Origin of the sequence: Natrinema limicola JCM 13563 (assembly GCF_000337475.1) — an archaeon.
Classification (GTDB): Archaea; Halobacteriota; Halobacteria; order Halobacteriales; family Natrialbaceae; genus Natrinema; species Natrinema limicola.
The window spans coordinates 84,978-103,556 of sequence record NZ_AOIT01000055.1 but is presented as its reverse complement, the minus strand read 5'-3'; the positions used below and the strand labels follow the sequence as shown (position 1 = coordinate 103,556).

The 18,579-nt window shown below is 62.8% G+C and carries 20 protein-coding genes; 11 read left to right on the top strand and 9 right to left on the bottom strand.

Annotation, left to right across the window (positions count from 1 at the left end; translation table 11 throughout):
* Window positions 1–168: 168 nt before the first annotated feature.
* Together C476_RS14285 and C476_RS14280 are read right to left on the bottom strand one after the other, a co-directional pair.
* Window positions 169–1,119, bottom strand: coding sequence for a phytoene/squalene synthase family protein (locus C476_RS14285; RefSeq protein WP_008014174.1), 951 nt, complete (start codon window positions 1,117–1,119; stop codon window positions 169–171).
* 118 nt (window positions 1,120–1,237) lie between these two features.
* The gene (locus C476_RS14280) at window positions 1,238–2,836 is read right to left on the bottom strand and encodes a bacterio-opsin activator domain-containing protein (protein ID WP_008014173.1); all 1,599 of its coding nucleotides are present in this window, start codon (window positions 2,834–2,836) and stop codon (window positions 1,238–1,240) included.
* 571 nt (window positions 2,837–3,407) lie between these two features.
* Between C476_RS14280 and C476_RS19005 the strand changes: the two genes are divergently transcribed.
* The 6 genes from C476_RS19005 to C476_RS18425 all read left to right on the top strand — a co-directional run bounded on the left by C476_RS19005 (window position 3,408) and on the right by C476_RS18425 (window position 8,116).
* Window positions 3,408–3,569 (top strand): hypothetical protein, encoded by a 162-nt coding sequence (locus C476_RS19005; RefSeq protein WP_008014172.1) that lies wholly within the window; start codon window positions 3,408–3,410, stop codon window positions 3,567–3,569.
* Window positions 3,570–3,661: 92 nt separating this feature from the next.
* Entirely contained in the window at window positions 3,662–4,060 is a 399-nt protein-coding gene (gene msrB / locus C476_RS14275; protein ID WP_008014171.1) for a peptide-methionine (R)-S-oxide reductase MsrB, read from the top strand.
* A gap of 139 nt (window positions 4,061–4,199) precedes the next feature.
* Complete coding sequence (locus C476_RS14270) at window positions 4,200–4,421, top strand: DUF2196 domain-containing protein (RefSeq protein WP_008014170.1); 222 nt, start codon at window positions 4,200–4,202, stop codon at window positions 4,419–4,421.
* Window positions 4,422–4,554: 133 nt separating this feature from the next.
* Window positions 4,555–4,728 (top strand): DUF7556 family protein, encoded by a 174-nt coding sequence (locus tag C476_RS19000; RefSeq protein WP_008014168.1) that lies wholly within the window; start codon window positions 4,555–4,557, stop codon window positions 4,726–4,728.
* Window positions 4,729–4,892: 164 nt separating this feature from the next.
* Window positions 4,893–7,859: a bacterio-opsin activator domain-containing protein gene (locus C476_RS14265; protein ID WP_008014166.1), complete on the top strand. Its 2,967-nt coding sequence runs from the start codon at window positions 4,893–4,895 to the stop codon at window positions 7,857–7,859.
* Window positions 7,860–7,975: 116 nt separating this feature from the next.
* On the top strand, window positions 7,976–8,116 hold the full coding sequence (locus C476_RS18425) for a rubrerythrin-like domain-containing protein (protein ID WP_008014164.1): 141 nt from the start codon (window positions 7,976–7,978) through the stop codon (window positions 8,114–8,116).
* A gap of 33 nt (window positions 8,117–8,149) precedes the next feature.
* On the opposite strand, the gene C476_RS14260 is transcribed toward C476_RS18425, so the two are convergent.
* The 4 genes from C476_RS14260 to C476_RS14240 form a co-directional block, all read right to left on the bottom strand.
* Complete coding sequence (locus C476_RS14260; protein WP_008014161.1) at window positions 8,150–8,779, bottom strand: phosphoribosyltransferase; 630 nt, start codon at window positions 8,777–8,779, stop codon at window positions 8,150–8,152.
* Between the two features lie 75 nt (window positions 8,780–8,854).
* Window positions 8,855–9,286 carry a universal stress protein gene (locus tag C476_RS14255; protein WP_008014159.1) on the bottom strand — a complete coding sequence of 144 codons (432 nt, stop codon included), beginning with the start codon at window positions 9,284–9,286 and terminating at the stop codon, window positions 8,855–8,857.
* A gap of 54 nt (window positions 9,287–9,340) precedes the next feature.
* Complete coding sequence (locus C476_RS14250; protein WP_008014157.1) at window positions 9,341–10,021, bottom strand: class I SAM-dependent methyltransferase; 681 nt, start codon at window positions 10,019–10,021, stop codon at window positions 9,341–9,343.
* Between the two features lie 1,004 nt (window positions 10,022–11,025).
* Window positions 11,026–11,769, bottom strand: a complete 744-nt coding sequence (locus tag C476_RS14240) for an SDR family NAD(P)-dependent oxidoreductase (RefSeq protein ID WP_008014152.1) — start codon at window positions 11,767–11,769, stop codon at window positions 11,026–11,028.
* Between the two features lie 147 nt (window positions 11,770–11,916).
* Here C476_RS14240 and C476_RS14235 point away from each other — a divergent pair, with 147 nt between their 5' ends.
* Window positions 11,917–12,984 carry a pyridoxal-phosphate-dependent aminotransferase family protein gene (locus tag C476_RS14235; RefSeq protein WP_049911902.1) on the top strand — a complete coding sequence of 356 codons (1,068 nt, stop codon included), beginning with the start codon at window positions 11,917–11,919 and terminating at the stop codon, window positions 12,982–12,984.
* A 212-nt stretch (window positions 12,985–13,196) separates the two neighbouring features.
* Window positions 13,197–15,035 (top strand): carbon starvation CstA family protein, encoded by a 1,839-nt coding sequence (locus tag C476_RS14230; protein ID WP_049911901.1) that lies wholly within the window; start codon window positions 13,197–13,199, stop codon window positions 15,033–15,035.
* 218 nt (window positions 15,036–15,253) lie between these two features.
* On the opposite strand, the gene C476_RS14225 is transcribed toward C476_RS14230, so the two are convergent.
* Entirely contained in the window at window positions 15,254–15,862 is a 609-nt protein-coding gene (locus tag C476_RS14225; RefSeq protein WP_008014147.1) for a hypothetical protein, read from the bottom strand.
* Between the two features lie 265 nt (window positions 15,863–16,127).
* Between C476_RS14225 and C476_RS14220 the strand changes: the two genes are divergently transcribed.
* Complete coding sequence (locus C476_RS14220) at window positions 16,128–16,328, top strand: hypothetical protein (RefSeq protein WP_008014146.1); 201 nt, start codon at window positions 16,128–16,130, stop codon at window positions 16,326–16,328.
* Window positions 16,329–16,341: 13 nt separating this feature from the next.
* On the opposite strand, the gene C476_RS14215 is transcribed toward C476_RS14220, so the two are convergent.
* On the bottom strand, window positions 16,342–16,566 hold the full coding sequence (locus C476_RS14215; RefSeq protein WP_008014145.1) for a hypothetical protein: 225 nt from the start codon (window positions 16,564–16,566) through the stop codon (window positions 16,342–16,344).
* A 127-nt stretch (window positions 16,567–16,693) separates the two neighbouring features.
* Here C476_RS14215 and C476_RS14210 point away from each other — a divergent pair, with 127 nt between their 5' ends.
* Both C476_RS14210 and C476_RS14205 read left to right on the top strand, forming a co-directional pair.
* Complete coding sequence (locus C476_RS14210) at window positions 16,694–17,014, top strand: hypothetical protein (protein ID WP_008014144.1); 321 nt, start codon at window positions 16,694–16,696, stop codon at window positions 17,012–17,014.
* Between the two features lie 94 nt (window positions 17,015–17,108).
* Complete coding sequence (locus tag C476_RS14205; RefSeq protein ID WP_008014143.1) at window positions 17,109–17,312, top strand: hypothetical protein; 204 nt, start codon at window positions 17,109–17,111, stop codon at window positions 17,310–17,312.
* Here the strand turns inward: C476_RS14205 and C476_RS14200 are convergent, their stop codons facing one another.
* On the bottom strand, window positions 17,313–18,563 hold the full coding sequence (locus C476_RS14200; protein ID WP_008014142.1) for a CobW family GTP-binding protein: 1,251 nt from the start codon (window positions 18,561–18,563) through the stop codon (window positions 17,313–17,315). It abuts the gene before it with no gap.
* Window positions 18,564–18,579 lie beyond the last annotated feature (16 nt).

Sequence of the window (18,579 nt, the reverse complement as noted above, 5' to 3'; positions counted from 1 at the left end):
CATCAGAGATGTGTATAAGAGACAGCGCCGAGACTGATCGCGATCGTTCGTGCCATCTGTCGTTCCTCCTCTATGAACTCGGAGTTCTGCGCGACGGACATATGGGGCTGGACATCATCCGGCACAACGAAACGAGGGCCACCATATCGAGGGGGTTTGATGAGCCGACTAGCGGGTCGGAACGCTGTCCCCGTGTTCGGGGCCGTGGTGCTCCGGTTCTCTCGAGGGGATCGCCGACACTCGCTGGAACACGGCCTCTGGATCGCGATTCCAGTGCCAGTGCCAGCGCGTCTTCGCGAGACACCACAGCTTTCGCGTCGTCGACAACGACGGTTCTTCCGTGAGCACGTCGTATCCCTGTGCCCGGATGAGACTGTGATGTTCCGCATAGAGGACCGCCGCCAGCAAGACCGGGAGCTGACAGTCTTCGGGAAGGTAGCGGATGCCGGCGACGCCCTCGCGGTAGAGGTCTTCGGTTCGCTGGAGTTCGGCGGCCATCGCCGACGCAAACGACTCGTCGAACTCGAGGCGCTCGATCTCTGCCGGATCGACGCCGTGTTCCCGAAGCGTCTCCTGTGGGATGTAGATGCGGTCCCGATCGAGGACGTCCTCACGGACGTCTCGCAGGAAGTTCGTCATCTGGAAGGCTTCGCCGAGTTTGATCGCGTGTGGCAGTGCGGTTGCCTCGTTGTCGGGCTCCATGATCGCGGTCATCATCACGCCGACGGCCGCAGCCGACCCCCGCATGTAGGACTCGAGGTCGGCGTAGGTCTCGTAGCGGTCGGTGTCGATGTCGGTCGCCATCGCGTCGATGAACTCGGTGACCTCGTCGTCGGTGATGCCGTATCTCGTCCGGAGCTCTTGGAAGGCCTCGAGGACGGGATCGTCGGGCGTGCGCTCGCCGAGGGCCTCTGCGCGAAGTTCCTCGAGTCGGGCGCGTTGCTCGGCGGGGGGGACGCCGTCGGCGTCGTCGACGACCTCATCAGCGATCCGAAAGAACGCATAGAGGACGTGTGTGGCGTGTCGCACGCGTTCGGGGAGAAACCGCGTCGCGAGATAGAACGTTTTCCCGGTTCGTTTCTGTATCGCCTTGCCTGCGTCGATGTGTTCCTGTTGCATCCTCTGCCTCGCTGACCCTGGCCGATAGCGTTCGGATGTATACGCTACGACATGTACGTATAAAGGATCAGTCCCTCACTATGTATACTAAAACGAAACTTGATAGGTGTCGAGGAGATCAATCGAACAGTTCGGCGAGGACTTTCCGCTGAGCGGCCCGCAGATGCTGGTGGAACGTCGACCGGGAGATGTCCATTGACTCGGCCAGTTCTTCTCCCGAGATGTCGCGGGGCCACTCGAAGTAGTTCGCGTAGTAGGCCTTGCGCAGCGCCATCAGTTGCCGGTCGGTCAGGGACGACTCGAGGCGCGCCGTTACGTCGTGTGGCGTCTGAGCGGGCTCGTCCCGCTCGTAGTAGCTCAGGAGTTCGACCCGATCGTACCGTCGCTCGAGCAGGTCATAGGCCGACCGCGCGGAGCGCCCATCCGGAAGGTCGACCGCCAGGTCGGCGACACCGTCAGTCACGATCAGTTTGCGAATCACCGCGCCGTGCTCGCTTAGTGCCGTCACGAGCCCGTCCGTGGTGGCAACCTCGAGGAGCGTCCCGTCGTCGGTCGTCGAGAGGATCGTCACGTCGTGTGCGATTCCAGTCTCGTCGACTGCGTCGTCCTCGAGCGTCCGATCGACGTGGAGGACGACCAGCGGCGTGCCGTCGTCGGCTTCGGTCAGGCCGCGGTAGCTGACCGTGGCGTCGAACGTCGCCGACAGCGCTGTGACGAACAGCGAGGGGTCTTCGATCGCGACGTCGACGGCGATGACGGCCTCGGTCGTCAGCATTCGTCTGACCTCGAGTGCGTTCATCGCGGTCGCGACCGTTCCGGACAGCGAGTCGAGGACGAGCAGTTCCCGCTCGTCGAAGGCGTCGGGCTCGTCGGCGAACACGACCAGCACGCCGTAGGTGACGTCACCGTACGTCAGCGGCAGGGCGGCGACCGACTGGAAGTAGTCGCCGGCCCCCCTCGGCCACAACCGATCGGCAGCGTCGTGTGCTGTGACGTCCGCGATCACCTGTGCATCGTCACGTTCGAGCGCCTGAACGGCGGGATGTGCGCCGTCGGCATCGAGGACGAGATTGTCGTCCTCGAGGGGAACGTCGTCGTCGCTGGCCCACTCACGGGGCGAGAGCCGGCGGTTCGTCACGTCGACGCGGCCGATCCAGGCGAGCACGTAGGGGTCGGTCGCGGCGAGTCGCCGACAGACGTCGTGTTCGATCTCGGTTCGTGTCTCCGCGCCGACGGCCGCGTCGGTGACTGTCCGGACGAGGCCGTCGACGCGCTCGAGGACGTGCTCGAGGGCCTGCCGTTCTTTCTGGACCTGCTCGGCGTTTGCTTCGGCGGCGAGTTCGGCCAGCTTTCGCTCGGTGATCTCGAGATGGACGAGCGATGCCAACCGCTGGCCGTCGTGGGGAAACCGGGTGACACGCATCAGGAACCAGCGCTTTTCATCGGGGGAGTGACAGGGATACTCCATCGAAAACGAGTCGCGATCGCCGGCGAGCACGGCCTCGATCCCGTCGACTGCCTGCTGGGCGTACTCGTCGTCTGCCGTCACGGCAGCTGCGAGGTAGTTTGAGCCGATGTGTTCGTCGTCGCGCTCCGCGCTCTCGAACTCGCTCCAGGACTGGTTCGTGAACTGAATTTCTCCCTCGTCGTCGATGATCGCGACGGTAATCGGGAGCGTGTCGAGCGCCGTTGCGGCGAGTTCGTGTCCGGAACCCATTTACTTTCGATTCGGCTGGCGTACCCTTAACCCAACTGGAATCCACAGCGACAGATCAGTCCGGTAGATAGTCCGTTGCGAGTAAATCCCAGGGGCTGACGGGGAGACCGGGCCAGCAGGAAATAATAGGTAATTGAAATGTTCGACAATGCTTTTATAACTGTTTGTGGACACTTCCGACGGAGATCGGGTACCATGGGAGACAGTTCCCGGAGACGACGCGAGCGTTGGACCCGGATGGGTCCTAACCCAACGGACCTATCCGACAACGGGCGCTCGACGGCGGTGGCCGAACCGACGAGGCGATCTCCGATCGATCCACGCGAACGGATGGGTGCTTCGGTGACGAGTGTCGTCGGAGCCCTCTCCCAGTAGCGCCGTCCACGTTCCATCCCCCTGTCATACTGTCGGACACACGGCACGGCTCACACCGATCGGACGCGCGAGTACTCACAGACCGGTGTCCGACAGTCAGTCCGCAGCTGCTATCGGTCGTCCGACTCATCGGAATCGTTGAAAGTCATTGTTCAGTGAACCAACAACTATGGCACCCTCCGACATATGTCGGAACATGGCAAGCGAACTTTCAGCACACGAACGGTCACGGTGCCGAAATTGTGGGTTCGAAGCGCCCGGCGGGGACGACGCATGGCGGCGAATCGAGGTCCCCAAACTGGGCCGCATGACACAGTGTCCGAACTGCGGGAGTACGGATATCATCACCAGCCGGTAACCGGACGCCGTCGGGTGGCTCGAGTCGCGCTGAAGACGAACAGCGGTCGAGCCGGAGACAGACTCTTGAGCCTTTCGACCCTATCACTGCCTATGAGCAACGAGGGAGACCACGCGACGAGCGACGAGGAGTGGCGCAGCCGGCTGAGCGATGAGGAGTATCGGATTCTCCGCGAGGCGGGCACCGAACCGCCGTTCAGCGGCGAGTACGTCGACCATACCGACGACGGGACGTACGTCTGTGCCGGTTGTGGGGCCGAACTGTTCGACTCCGAGACGAAGTTCAAGTCGGGTTGTGGCTGGCCCAGTTTCTACGACACCGACGACGACCGGATCGAAATGCGACTCGACACCAGCCACGGGATGCGCCGCACCGAGGTCCTGTGTGCCTCCTGTGGCGGCCACCTCGGCCACGTCTTCGACGACGGCCCCGACCCGACCGGCAAACGCTACTGCATCAACTCCGTCGCCCTCGAGTTCGACGAGGCGTGAGACGGACTGCTGTCCCGCTGTCCCGGGACACCCACAGGACGGTCGCGGCCGGCCGGCACTGACTGACAGGAGTCCGAATGAGACGATCATCGCTATTGCAGGCAGTGTGCTTTTTAAGCGTCTCGCTGCAGACTCGACTATGGCTACCGACCGTCCACGCGCCGACGACCTGCAACGAGGACTCACCGTCGAACTCGTACAGGACGACGATCATCCACACGCCGAGGATACCGAACCGCTTATCGGCGAGATCGCGGTGGTCTACGGTGAGGATCCTGACGGGCCACACGTTAGACTGAAAAGCGGTGTGGTCGGGCACGTCCAGTCGGTTGTCGCAGACGCGACCGCACCGGGTACATAACAGTTCCGGCTGTTACTTGCTACTGGTTATAACATCTCGATTTATACGAAATGAAGGAAATTTCTCCGATATTCAACCATCGATCGAGTGAGTTTCGGAACGTTCATCACTGCTGTCGGTATACGATCGAATAATGACACCCGAAGCGACGTCGGCTGGACGGCAGGTGGACACGTCGAGCGACATCGTAGCAGCGATCGACGAGATCGATGGTCGATCACACCTCGTCATCGCCGATATCGCTCGAGACGACGCTTGGGTTGCGATGTCCACGGACGGGGCCGTAACCCTGGACGACTATCGGTAACCGCTTCGGTCACAACTGGGAAGAGGGACCACAGTCAGTTCCTCCCACACCTCGGCTCTGCGGTCACTGGGCCAGGGCCACGCTTTTCCAATCGCGTTCCGAGTGGCAGCAATCGCTTGCCTCGAGCGATGCTTTGTAGCCGCGGGAGCCCCTATTCGTAACGAATGGCTTCTGCACGGACGCTCGACGACACTCGCCTCCTCGTTGCCGAGCCATCCGACTCGAATCGCGTTCTCTCGCGTGCGCTTGCAGACGAGACACGCGCAGTGACTGCCGTCTCGACCGTCGACGGAGCACTCGAGCGACTCGAGACCGAGTCTATCGATTGTCTGCTGACTGCACAGTCGCTTGCCGACGGTGAGACAGGGCTCGAACTCTGCAAGCGGGTGCGCGAGCGCGATCTCGAGTTCCCGATCGTGCTCGCGCCGGCCGACGGTGACGAAACGCTGGCCAGCGTGGCAATCGCGGCGGACGTCTCGGCGTACGTTCCTCGCGCGAGTGCGACCGATCCGGCAGCCGCGGACTGCCAGGCGGCCATCGAGCAAGCGCTCGCGGACGGACACGAGCGCCGTCGACTGCGAGACCGCGCCCGTCAGTTCGACGCGATCTTCGAGGATTCGGAGACGTATGCGTGGGTGCTCGAGCCAGATGGTGCCGTTCGGCAGGCCAATGACCCCGCGCTTGCGGCGATCGACGCGACTGCGGGTGACGTTCGCGGCCGGCAGTTGTCGGCCCTTCCCTGGTGGCAGTCGATCGGAGACGGTGGGACTGCGATCGAGGACGCGATCGAACAGGCGGCAGCCGGCACAGTCGCCCACCGCGAACTGACACGCCATCGTGCCGACGCCGCGGAGACCTCCGACCGCGGCGGAGTCGACGCGATCGATGCGCCCACCACGTTCGAGGTAACCGTCCGTCCGGTTTACGACGAGTCGGGCACCGTCGTCTCACTGCTCGCACGGGCAACCGACGTCACCGAACGCGCCCGCCTCGAGCAAGAACTCCGTGAATCCGAGGAACTCCATCGGGTGACGCTCAACAACATGACCGACACCGTCCTCATCACGGACGACGATGGGGCGTTCACTTACGTCTGTCCGAACGTCCACTTCATCTTCGGCTACACCGACGACGAGATCTACGAGATGGGGACGATCGACGAACTGCTCGGCTCAGACCTCTTCGATCGCGAAGAGCTCGCGGAGACCGGTGTCTTGACCAACATCGAGTGTACGGCAACCGACAAGGCGGGCCGCGAGCACACGCTGCTGGTCAACGTCCGCGAGGTCTCGATCCAGGATGGGACGATCCTCTATAGCTGTCGCGATATCACGACACGCAAGCACCGCGAAGCGGCGCTGACGGCGTTACATCGAACGACTCGAAAGCTCCTGTACGCCGAAACCGACCGTGAGATCGCCGATATCGTCGTCGACGACACGACGGACGTGCTCGATCTCGAGGCCAGCGCTGCCTACCTGTTCGACACCGACGAGAACGTGTTACGGCCAGCCGCATCCTCGTCGGGGATCGAGCGGCTACACGGGCCGGTTCGCGACCACCGGGCATCCGAGGACAGCATCCCCGGTCGGGTCTTCGTCGACGGAGAAACGCGGTTCTTCGCAGACGTTCATGACTCCCCGTTACTCTCGAATCCTGAAACCGATCTGCGAAGCGCTGCGTACGTCCCCCTCGGCGACCACGGCGTCTTCGTGGCGGGATCGCGCGAGTCGGGGGCGTTCGACGACGTTTCCCGGGAGCTGACCGACCTGCTGGCGGCGACCGCGGAAGCGGCACTCGACCGGCTCGAGCGCGAGCGAACGCTGCGCGAGCGCGATCGTGAACTCAAGCGGCAGAACCGACAGCTCACACGCTTCAATCGAATCAACGAGATCATCAGAGAGCTCGATCAGGCGCTGGTCCGGGCAGAAACCCGCGAGGAGATCGAACACGCCGTCTGTGACCGGCTCACGACCGCCGATCGGTTTTCGTTTGCTTGGATCGGCGCTCCGGAGGCCGGCGGCGAGCGCCTCGAGTCGCGGGCACAAAGCGACACGATCGACGGCCAGGAGTACGTAGACACCGTCTCGCTTGCGCTTGCGGACGCGAGCGAGCCGGCCGTCAGGACGGCCACCGACCGCGAGGCGACCGTCATCTCGAACGTCGCCGACGGGCTCCGTGACGAACCGTGGCGGTCAACTGCCCTCACCTGTGGCTACCAGTCCGCGATGAGCGTCCCACTGGCCTACGACGAGTTCCCGTATGGTGTGTTGACCGTCTACGCGGATCGCCCCGACGCGTTCGACGACATGATCCAAGCCGTCCTCGCAGAACTCGGCGAGACGATCGCCGCCGCGATCGCGGCGGTCGAGCGCAAACACGCACTGCTGTCGGATGCGAGCACGCGACTCGAGTTCGACGTGGCCGATGAGACGTTTTTGTTCGCCCGACTCGCCCGGCAGGTCGAGTGTACCGTCTCGTTCGACGGCGGTGTTCGCCAGCACGACGATGGGGCGTCGGTGTTCGTGACAGTCGACGGTGCCTCACCGGACGCCGTCGCGGCTGTAGCCGCGGAGTTCGTCGGCGTCGAGCGCGCACAGGTCATCAGCAGCGACGGACGCGCAGATGGAGCCGGCAGCGAGGCGGACACCCCCGATACTACTGGGAACGAGGCTGGCGGGACGATCCGGCTGCAGCTCTCACGGCCCGTCTTCGCCTTCCAACTCGCGGATCACGGTATCGTGTTACGAGGTGTCGAGGCGACCCCCTCGAGCGTGCGAGTCGTCGTCGACGTACCGCGTTCCGCCGACGTCCGGGAGAGTGCCGATATCGTCTCGAAAACGTTTGCGGACGCCGAGCTCCGATCGAAACAGACCGTCGAGCGGACGTCGCCGCGGGGTTTCCGGTCGACGCTGCGCGAACGACTCACCGACCGCCAACTCGAGGTCGTTCAGGTCGCCTACTACGGCGGCTACTTCGAGTCGCCACGCGAACAGTCCGGCGAAGACGTCGCCGCGGCCCTCGAGATTTCTCCCGCGGCGTTCTACCGGCACGTCCGGACCGCCCAGCGGAAGCTCTTCGATGTCGTCTTCGACGAACTCGGCGTTCCGGCGGCGCTGTCCAATGGTTGAATACTGAACCCCATTCTCCTGTCGACGCTAGATAACTGACGGATAGGTTCATCCTAATATCCCTATTATTCCTAGATGCGTCAACCACCAGAGCCAACCCGTCCATCGTCTCTCCAATGAAAGACATCAAACTCGACCCGAAGACGGAATCGACATATGAGTGTTTCAACTGTGGAACCGTCGTCCACGCAACCGCGCCTGATTCCTGTCCGAACTGCGGTGCAGAGATGCGGAATCGCCGGACACCGATCGAATAACTCAATCCGCTGCGATCGTTCCGGCCGCTAGTATCAGCCGTCTCGATCGAGATACGCGATCGCTTCTTCGTCGGTCACCTGTCCAAAATTCCGGTAGTACTGGCCAACAGCGCGGAAATCCGCTGGTGCCTGTAAGGCGATCAGCTCGTCGGTCTCGCGCTCGAGTTGGTCGACCGATCGGGGCGAGCCGACGGGGACGGCCAGCCCGACCCACGCCGCGCCGCTCTCTTGGACCTGTCGGAGGCAGGCGGTTGCGGTCGCCCCTGTCGCGACGCCGTCGTCGACGACGGCGACCCGCTTTCCCTCCAGCTCCGGTAATCCCTCTGTCTCACGGTACCGAGCCGCCTTTTGGCGTGCGTTCTCCGCTTCTTCGGTCCGGACCTCCTCGAGATACTCCTCGGGGACATCGACTCGAGCGATCAGGTCGTCGTTGTACCAGACGCTGCCGTCGCTGGCGACCGCACCCAGGGCGAGCTCGGGGTTCCCCGGGGCTCCCAGCTTGCGCGCGACGACGACGTCTAACTCGGCGTCGAGTGCGTCCGCAACCGGTCGCGCGACGGGCAAGGCACCGCGTGGAATCCCGAGGACGACGTCGATCTCGAGGTCGCGGGCCTCGAGTTCCGCGGCGAGTCGTTCGCCAGCATCGGCTCTGTCGTCGAACATAGTCTATCGTGATCCTACGATCGTGACGTACTATGGGTTTGTGTCGCATACGCTGGCCGAATAGAATCCGACCCGCTACTGTTCGTGAACGACGATCACCGTCATCGGCGCGCGGCGAACGACCGTCTCGGAGACGCTACCGAGCATCACCCGATCGACGCCATGGCGGCCATGGCTGCCGATAACGATCTGATCGAACGCCTCGTCGACGGCGTACTCGACGAGTTCCCGAGACGGCTTGCCCGTTTTGATGACCGTCTCGATCTCGAGGTCTTCCTCAGCCGCCGTCTGTGCAGCCGCTTCCAGTAGCTCTTCGCCGTGTGCCACTGCATCGTCGTAGCCCGGCATTTTCGTCGTCGAATCGGAAAACGCCGTCCAGTATCCCTCCGACACCTGCACGACGTGAGCTGCCGTGATCGACGACTCGGGAAACTCCTCGAGCGCGTACGCGAGCGCTGCGTTGGCCTGCGGGGAGCCGTCGATCGCGACCAGCGTCTTCCGTTTCATGCGCTCTGTTACCACAGGAATGGACTTAACGACGATTCCACGATTCCCTGTCAGTCAGTTTCCCATGAGACTCGAGAGAAGCGACCGATTCGGCGGCTGTCGCCGTCGGAGCCGCCCGCGGACGATCGGGGTCGCTGGAAACACCCCTACGTTTGCGCGCTCGACATCGAGGACCTCGAACGCGTCGTGGTCGACAAAGCGTGCGACCGTCTCGCGGTTTAACTGACAGCCGCCAGCCGCACGCGACCACAGCGGCGTCAGCGCGTCCTGGATTCGCGCGTGCCAGCCGTCGTTGCGAACGTGCTCGAGAAAGCGCAGCTCCCCGCCCGGCCGCAGGACACGGGCGACTTCATCGAGGGCGGTATCAAATCCTGAAATCGTACAGAAGACCAGACTCGAGAGCACAGTGTCGAAACTATCGTCGGCGTAGGGCAACGACTCGCCGCGTGCGTCGCGGAGGTGTACCTGCACGCCGGCTGTCTCTGCCTTACGGGCGGCCCGCCGTCGCATCTTCGGGTCCGGTTCGATCGCGTGATACTCGAGGCTGCCATCGGTGACGTCGTCGACGTACGGAATCATCGCACCGGTACCCGCGCCGAGATCGAGGACGGGTCCGGAGAGATCGGTCGCGAGGTACTCGCGATGAGGACCGATCAAGAAGCGGTCCGGCAGCCGATCGTACAGCGCCGCAAACAGGTCGCTGTCAGTCGCGTGCCGTCGGTCGCAGTCAGCCATGTTCGTACTCGATTCACCTACGGTGGCTCGAGTGATATACTGTTGGCCGATAGTTATCCCGGCGGGGGCTCAACTTCTCCGGACGTTCTTCGGATTGATCGGCTGACTCTGGAACTTCTCTCGGCCAATATCGCCGTTGTTTTTCAATCAGACCCGCTGTACTCTTCGTCTGCAATCAATGCGAAAGCCACTGACCCATACCCGATAGCGAGTGGAAGTAATCTGATCCTGTAGGGACAGGTGAATGCGCAGGCACCCGGTTGAGAGTCAACGAGTAGGGTCGGACCGACCATTCCTGCGTCAATGGCGAATTTGATATTCCGCCACTGCTCGTAATTTTCTGGGATTGGACATGCGCCACCGGTACACCCGAGGAATAGCGTCATCGCTCCCCAGAGGAGAAACGCCGTTCCAATAGTGGCTCGCCACGGGCGCGTCGAGACCCACCCAACAGCGGACCCGACGAGAAGGAGCAGTCCCGGCCCAATCACATAGTTGTACGCGAACCCACTTACTGGCCCAAGAAACTCCAACGGAAGCAGAGCGTTGAGAATCATCGTGGCGATAATGCCCGTGAAGACGATCCAGAGACCAAGAACTCGAGCGAACTGATCCTGATACGGGCTGCTGTCAGTCATTGCCGGTGCAACGGCGACCCGTCCTGCGGTCCCGCCGGGACATCGGGACAGCAGCCCGTATGAAACCTGCGACGGATCCGAGTAGCAGTCATATACGTGGATACCTCTCGACTAGTGATTTTCATTTGCTAGACTTATAGTAACTTTTCCATCATGAAATACGCATACTCATACTACTGGACAGCAGTCAATACGAAGCCGGGCGGGAATTCGCGGCCGTCCCCATAGGTGACGGCCGCATATGTACGACCGGCTTCACGTCGTTCTGTCCAGCAGTATCACTTATCGGGCCATTCACCAGAGAGGACCCTGTAATCCACACCAGCGAAGACTGCTATGACACCCGCTACCTCCTAACGGGACCCGTTACGCCAATCGTCGCTCCCACTCATCAGCGGCCATCGACTCGCCGGTGATGCCGTCGGGTCCCTGCGCGAGCAAGCGCGTGGCCGCGTCGTTCATCACGTCGGGCTCGAGAATCGCATCTCGTTCCGATTCCGGAAGATGCTCCCAGAAACCGGTTTCGACGCGGCCGCCAGGGTCGACGGCGTTGACCGTGATGCCGTGTTCCTCGAGTTCGGCGGCCTGCGTTCGGGTCATGCCCTCGAGTGCCCACTTCGAGGCGACGTACGGGCCCCACTTCGCTGCACCGCGACGGCCCAGCCCCGACGAGACGTTGATGATGGTCCCGCGTCCGTTGTCGATCAGTTCGGGGACGACGTACTTCGAGAACAGGAAGACGCCGGTCACGTTCACGGCCAGAATCTGCCGGAAGTCGTCGGCGTCGACTTCGTGAAGCACGCGCTGTTCGCCGTACATGTTCAACAGCCCGATACCGGCGTTGTTCACGAGACCGGTTACGGTGCCGTATTTATCGACCGTTGCGTCGACGACCGCGCGGACCGCAGCCTCGTCGGTAACGTCCGCCGGCGCGACGAGCGTCTCGCCAGCTGCGTCGGCTACGTCGGCGGCAACCGCCTCGAGGTCGGCTTCACTGCGAGCGGTCAGTACGACGTTCGCCCCCTCGCGAGCGAACCGGGTTGCCATCGACGCGCCGAGTCCCCGGCTCGCGCCGGTGACGATGATCGTCTCTCCGTCGAGTGTCGTCATAACCAGGAGTATCGGCGCAGGGAGCTTAAAATAGCATCCGTCACGGCCAGTTCGGCCATTGCTCTGCCGGCGGCAAGTCGAGCGCCCCGTGGGCGACACAGCACCGTCTCGAGTGGTTTTATGCCGGAACACAGCGGTAGCCTCCGTATGAGCGACGATCGACTCCGCATGACGCCAGGTCCGACCGAGGTCCCGGCGGCCGTCCGTGAGCGGATGAGCGAGCCAATGCCGAATCCTGACGTCGAACCCGAGTTCTTCGCGTTCTACCGCGACCTACTCGAGAAACTCGAGGGGATCTACGGCGACGACGATATCGCCATCCTCGGCGGCGAGGGCATTCTCGGACTCGAGGCTGCCATCGCGTCGCTGGTCGAACCGGGCGACCGAGTGCTGTGTATCGCAAACGGCCTCTATGGCGAGGGCTTCGCTGATTTCGTCGAGATGGCCGGCGGCGAGGCGGTCGTCTGTGACGCGCCGTGGCGCGAGCCACTCGATCTCGAGGCAATTGAATCTCACCTCGCAGCCGATTCGTTCGACGTGGCGACGATGGTCCACTGCGAGACGCCGACGGGCGTGCTCAATGACATCGAACCGATTCTCGAGGTCCTCGACGACCACGACGTCATCAGCGTCGTCGATGCCGTCTCCTCGCTGGGCGGGACGCCGGTCCCAACCGACAAAATCGACGTCTGTCTCGGTGCCTCTCAGAAGTGTTTCAGTGCGCCGCCGGGCCTGACCGTCTGCTCGATCAGCGACCGCGCGTGGGACAAAATCGAGTCCGTCGAGACGCCGAGTCTCTACACCGACCTCGAGCCGTGGCGTGACGCCGCTGAGGAAGAGTGGTTCCCCTACACGCATCTCGTGTCGAACCTCTATGGGCTCGATACCGCGACCGATCTGCTGCTCGAGGAAGGACTCGAGCACGTCTTCGAGCGCCACGAGGAAGCCGCAGCGCACTGTCGCGACCGAGCGGCCGACCTCGGACTCTCACTGTACCCCGATGAGGCACGGCCATCGCCGACCGTGACGGCACTCGAGATTCCAGGCCGGGCGCAAGCGGTCCAGTCAGCGATGGCCGACGATCACGATATCGTCCTTGCGACCGGTCTTGGCGATCTTTCCGACGACGTCCTCCGGATCGGTCACATGGGACACAACGCGCGTCTCGACCGCGTCGACCGGACGATGGACGCGCTCGCGGCCGTTCTCGAGTAGCGCCACACGCAACTGGCTATCACCTTCGTGCTGGCTGGCACGCAATGAGCAATTCGCGGCACGAAACACGTCGACCGCTGTCGGTCGGACAAAATTCCCATATATAATGGCATTCATGCATCATTTAACCTTGAAACAGACAGCCAACGCCCCCAAATAAAAACAAACAACAATTAAGGTTATTCGACCCGCTTCAGTTGTATAGAGGTACCATGACACAAGTAATATGGATTATTGCGGCAGTACTGGTGACGTTTACCGCCGGCTATGTGGGGTACTCGCGGTATCTCACACGGTTCGTCGAACTCGACGAGGAGGCGGAAACACCGGCACACAAATACGAGGACGGACAGGAGTACGTCCCCTCGAAAAAACCGGTGTTGCTGGGGCATCACTACTCGAGTATTGCGGGTGGGGCACCGATCGTCGGCCCGATTACGGCCGGTGCGATCTGGGGGTGGGTGCCTGCGTTGCTGTGGATCGCCATCGGGAACCCGCTGATGGGTGCTGTTCACGACTTCGTCTCGCTGTCGGGTAGTCTTCGCCACGAGGGGAAGTCGATCGGCTACATGATCGGCGAGTACGTCGGCGAGAGCGGCAAGAACATGTTGCTGTGGTTCGCGTTCCTGACGATCGTGCTCGTCGTCGCGGTGTTCGCACTGGTCGTCGCGATCGTCTTCAACGCGTACCCGCAGGTCGTCACGGCATCGTTGCTCTACATCGGTCTGGCGCTGGTCTTCGGTGTCTACCTCTACCAGTTCAACGGCCCGTTCATTCCGGGGACGATCCTGTTCGTCGCAGGCGTCTTCGCTGCCGTCTGGGTCGGCCTCCAGTATCCGCTGGCGTTGTTCGCCGGCGACTACCCGGCCGGGACGATCGTGTTGTTCGGTGGTGCCGGCAACTGGGTTTTCGGTGCGGGTGCCCTCGGCGGGAACACCGCGGCGTGGATCCCCTTCGTCATGGTCTACGCTGCGATCGCGAGCGCGCTGCCCGTGTGGGTGTTGCTCCAGCCGCGTGACTACCTGTCGTCGTTCCTGCTGTACACTGGGGTCGGCGGCGCGACCGTCGCGATCATCGTCGGGACGTTCCTCGGGACGTCGTCCCAGTCGCTCGTCATCGATAGCTCCATCGGCGCGTTCGAAGGCTTCTGGGGCGTCGAAGAAGCCGGGCTAGCACCGCTGTTCCCGCTGCTGTTCATTACGATCGCCTGTGGGACGATCAGCGGGTTCCACTCGCTGGTTTCCTCGGGGACGACTGCCAAACAACTCGACAAAGAGACTGACGCCCGACTGATCGGCTACGGCAGCATGCTCGGCGAAGGGCTCCTCGCGGCCGTCGCGCTCTCGACGCTTGCGGTCGCCGGCTTCGCCGATCCCGAGGGTGGGATCGGTGCTGCGCTGCCGAACTTCGCCGAAGGCGGCGGTATCATCCTGACGAGTCTCGGCGTCTCCGAGACTGTTGGTGCCGTGTTCATGGCGCTGGTGCTGTGTAGCTTCCTGCTGACCTCGACGGACACAGCTGTCCGCCTGGGTCGATACATGATGGAAGAGATCGTCGGAACGCCCGCTGGGCGGACTGACACGGGACTGAGCGCCGATCCCGCGTCGTTCTTCCGCGGCCGGTACACGAACCCGATTCTTCAGGTCGTTCCCGCGTACGTGCTGGTTGTCTCCGGGCAGTGGGTCGTCCTCTGGCAGCTCTTCGGTGGGGCAAACCAGCTGCTTGCGGCGCTGGCGCTGCTGACCGCGACCGTCTGGCTGGCAAACTGGGACGACAGCAAACAGCTCGTCTCCACCGGGGTCCCGATGGCGATCATGGTGACAATTACCATCCTCGGGCTGTCGATCCTGGTGTTCTACGAGAACCTGTACCTGAACCTGCTGCAGGGTGGTGCGGACTCGCTCGAGGCGATACTCTCTTCGGTCGTCCAGATGGCGATCGGACTCGTGCTCATCGTCCTGGCGCTCGCACTCGTCAGGCTGGGGTACAGAAACATTAGCAACGTCCGTCGTGGCCCCGAGACGCCTGCCGCCGAACCGGGCGACGACTAATACTGCCGGACAAAACGGTTCATCCCTCGGTCGCACCCACAACGCTGTCGCCGACGGCGACAGCCGTCGAGACGCGATCGGGTATTCACTGACGTTTGTCTGGTCGTATAACGACCCGCGGACGATCCGTTTTTCGCAGCCACGTTCGCTCGTCGCGGAACGCTGCTACTGCCAGAACGAAAGTGCTCGACCGCGACGGCTGTATTGTCACGCGACCGTTATTGCCAGAAACGCCTCGCGAACCGCGAGAGAAAGCCCTCCTCGGGAGTCGTCACGTCGTCCCAGAGGGTAAACGCCTCCGCAACATCGGCAGCCTCGCTGGCAACGTGGGTCTCTTTCTCGGGGACGACGACGACCAGATTGACCTCGTAGTGGCCGTGGTAGCCGAACTTCAGTAACGTCCGGTCGCGAAAGCCATCGACGAACTCGCGGATGTCATCAGGCAACTCGTCGGCAGCGAGGACGAACGTGAAATCCGTCCCGAAGTGTTCCTCGTCGGCAACGACGTGTTCGTCCGCCAGTTCGTGGCCGAGGTCGACGAGGTGCTCGAGCCCTGCCACCGTCGGCGTCGACTCACGTCGGGCAAAGAGGTACTCTTCTGCTTCGTGGTCGGCGTAACTCAACGCCGGGTGAAAGAACTGCTTCTGGCTGCGCACACGCATCTCGCCGTAGAGGTCCCACCGCTGGCCGCCGGCGCGATAGTGTTTCTCGAGATCATAGTTGTACATCAGCCGGTCGGACACCCGGTCTAAATACTCGTCGTCCCAGTCGGGGACGGCCTCGCGGATCTCCGCCGGTAATTCGTCCGGCGTCGCTCGTTCACTCATCGTGTTCCGGTGGTAAGTGTCGGTGGCCGTTCACAGACCGGCGCTCGGTCTGCTCTATCCAGTTCCGTGACCTGTTCACCCATACCACCGGTTGCCGTCGGAATGGCAAATACTCGTCGGTGGTGTGATCCGAGACGGGAGCCGATCGACCCCGCTCCCAACTACTTGCCTCACTCGGTCGGCAGGTTTTAGCCCTCGGAGCCGTACTATTGTGCAAGGGATACGCATGGGAGGAAAGAAAACCGAAGCCTGTGGCCGCTGTTCCATGTCGACAGTCGTCGACATCGCGTCGTCCAGCGACGACGATGACGGCGACGCCGAGGTGACTGACGCCCGAGATCCGTTCGGCAACGCCGCGATCGAGGTCGACGACGAGACGCTCCGGCGCGTCTCGCCGGGTGCCTGGATGGGGCGGGTGACCGAGCGACTCGACGACCTTGGTCGGCGGCTCATCTACGGCCGCTAGTCCGGTTGCGGCTCTAAGACATCGTCACGAGATACGTCATCGCGAACAGGAGTATCGCCGCCGTGGCGACGTTGATGACCCCGAACTCGAGAAAGCCCAGATACGACAACCCCCAGACGATCGTCCAGCCAAAGAGCGTCGACAGGACGGCATTCATCACGAGCAGGACTCGAGGATCTCCCTCCGAGGATTCCACACCGGCCTCGAACCCCTCCGCGTCGGCATCGCCATCGCTCATACAGGGAGACGATGGCACCGCTACTTAACTGTTCGTCGGCAGCAGTTCACCGACTGCTGTGGCCACTCCATTCAGAACCGAAGCGATCACGGTATAGCTCTTTGCTCCTTGAGAACGAACGGCACATATGCACCTTCGCAACCGTCACGGAACACCCGTCGATCCCGTTCCGTTCGTCGTGGTCGTCGGGCTCTCGTTTATGGTCCTGCTGTCGTTCGGCCCGCTATATGGTCAAGAACTGGGGCTGGGCCTCGAGACCGCGATCGTGCTCTCAGCTGTGCTGTTCGCCGTCGCCACCGCTGTCGCCTTCTATCGGCAGGTCTGGACGTTTTACCCGGAAGCGACCGGCAGTGTCCCGTCGGCGATCCGCGCCGAGCGACTGTTCTACCTGATTCCGATCCTCGCGGCGCTTATCATCGCGCTTTCGGTGCCGTTAGTGCTCTGGTAGGCGAACTGCGTGCCGACACCGCTAGGCGTTCATTATCGCGTGCAATGTTATCTAGTGGCACACCCTTATTGGCGTCCACGGACAACGACCGACTATGGGTCTCATCGACTCGGTGAAAGCGACCCTCGCCACACCCGCCCCAAAGAGCCGTCCTGACGACGGCTCCGACGGCGCGTACTGGTGTGACGGCTGTGACGTCCGGATCAGAGGCGTCGATCTCGAGGGAGAACCAGTCTGTCCGGACTGCGGTGCCGAGATGCGTTTCGAGCGCTCGACCGGCCGGAGCTGTGCGTGCTAATCAGGGCTCGCGGACGACGACGTCCGCGTTCTGCTCGTCTGGGAAGGGGCCCTCGAGCGACGCGTACCACTCCTCGTCGGTGACAAGCGCATCCTCGAGGGCCGACCGGAGCGCCGATTCGTCGTAGTCGGTGCCGATAAAGACGAGTTCGGTGCGTCGATCGCCGTGCTCGTCGTGCCACTCGAGGTCGGGGCGGTTCGATCGATACATGTCGCGTTCGATTTCGGGAAGGCTCGCGATCCAGGGGCCCTGCGCGGTGGCACGGATCGACGGCCCGGCCTGGGCGATCGCCACCCGCATGTCGTTGTCGGCGATCCAAGCAGTCCCCTTCGCGCGGACGATCGCCGGGGGGAGGTCCTCGAGAAACGCGGCGAATCGATCGGGGTGGAACGGCCGGCGGCGTCGGTAGACAAAGGAGGTGACGCCGTACACCTCGTCGGGATGGTGGTGGCCGTGGTGCTCGTCGTGATGGGTGTCGCCGCCGTGACGATGTTCGTCGTGGGTTGCGGTCGTCTCGTGACCATGATCGTCGTCGGCTGCCTCGAGCGCGCGCTTCCAGCCCGGCAGGTCGTTTACTCGGCTGGGGTCGAACAGGCCAGCACCGAGCAGTTGATCGGGGTCGACTGCCGCGAATTCGGTGCGGATCGTCTCGGCGTCGGGCTGCAACGCGTTGACGAGTTCCGTGGCCTCCTCGAGTTCCGCGTCGGTACATAGGTCGGCCTTGTTGAGCAAGACGACGTTCGACACCTCGACCTGTTCGACGAGCAGATCCGACAGCGGTCGGTCGTCCTCGGTCCCTCGGCGCTGTGGCGTTCCCTCGCCCGCGAACGCCTCGAGAAAGGCAGGCGTGTCGAGGACGGTCACGAGCGTGTCGACGTCGTATAGGGCCGCAACGCGGGATTCAGTCGTGAACAGCCGCGCGACGGGAGCGGGCTCGGAGATGCCCGACGACTCGACGATGAGGTGGTCAAACGAGCGGTCGCGGGCCAGTCGAACCACGGCGGTCTCGAGGTCGTCCTGCAGTTCACAGCAGATACAGCCGTTCGAGAGTTCGGCGACGCCGTCGTCGAGTTCGAGTTCCGATCCCTCCGCGACAAGTTCGGCGTCGACGTTGACTTCGCCCATATCGTTGACCAGAACGGCCAGCGTCCTGTCGCCGGCGTTCGACAGCAGGTGGTTAAGCAGCGTCGTTTTGCCAGCACCGAGACTGCCCGAGAGGATTGTTACCGGGAGTTCCCCATCCGTCTCCATATCTCGCTCCAGGGGC